The organism is Pseudomonas sp. PA-4-8C (assembly GCF_021606625.1).
GTDB lineage: Bacteria > Pseudomonadota > Gammaproteobacteria > Pseudomonadales > Pseudomonadaceae > Aquipseudomonas > Aquipseudomonas lactis.
Map to the genome: position 1 here is coordinate 1 of NZ_WKCD01000562.1, position 982 is coordinate 982.

General features: G+C 67.6%; 1 protein-coding gene. It reads left to right on the forward strand.

All coding sequences use genetic code 11. The annotated features are described in order from the left end of the window. Positions 1–59: 59 nt before the first annotated feature. On the forward strand, positions 60–982 hold a 923-nt coding region (locus tag GIW04_RS30970; protein WP_236479638.1), incomplete at its 3' end, for an acyl-CoA dehydrogenase family protein.

Below are 982 nucleotides of genomic sequence, written 5' to 3' on the forward strand. Positions count from 1 at the left end.
CGCGGTCACCGGTCGTTCGCTGTTGCTGTTTGAACTGCAGCACGAAGGCGAGGTGTGAAATGGCCTTGCACGGTTTCCTTCAGGGCTACCGGGGCTATGCCGACACGCAAGCCCTGGGCAATGCGCTGAGGGCCCTTCAAGAGGAAGGCCTTGACCAACTGCCGTTGCCGGGCAGCGGCGATACCCTGGCCCGCTTGAGCCAATTGGCTCAGGTGGCCGGGCATGACCTGCGCCTGTGCAAGTTGTTCGAAGGCCATACCGATGCGCTGGCGATCATTGCCGAACTCGACAGCCCCTTGCCGCCGCTGGGCAGCACCTGGGGCATGTGGGCGGCCGAGCCGCCGGCCGCCAAGGTGCGCGTGCGCCACGACGGCCAGCGATTGCTGGTCGAGGGGCGCAAAGCCTGGTGTTCCGGTGCGGCGGTGGTCAGCCATGGCTTGCTGACGGCCTGGGACGAAGAGGACCGCCAGCAACTGGTGGCCGTGGCGATGGATCAACCGGGCATCACGGTGACGGATGAGGGCTGGAAGGCAGTGGGCATGGCGGCGACCGGTAGTGTCGACATCCTGTTCAGTGCCGCCAGGGGGATTGCCGTGGGTGGCCCGGGCGACTATCTGTCCCGCCCGGGCTTCTGGCACGGCGGCATCGGCATCGCCGCGTGCTGGTACGGCGCGGCGCAACGCCTGGGTGAAGTGCTGCGCGCCCAATGTGCCACGCGTGCGGAGCCCCATGCACTGGCCCACCTCGGCGCGGTCGACAGTGCCCTGAACAGCGCCGCCTGCGTGTTACGCGCCAGCGCCGCGCAGATCGACCGCCAGCCACGTGCCGATGCGCGGCAGCTGGCGCAACAGACGCGCGCGTGTATCGAGGAGACGGTCGAGCAAGTGATCCACCATGTGGGCCGTGCAGTCGGCGCCGGGCCGTATTGCAAGGATCCGCACTTTGCCCAGTTGATGGCGGATTTGCCGGTGTATGTGCGGCA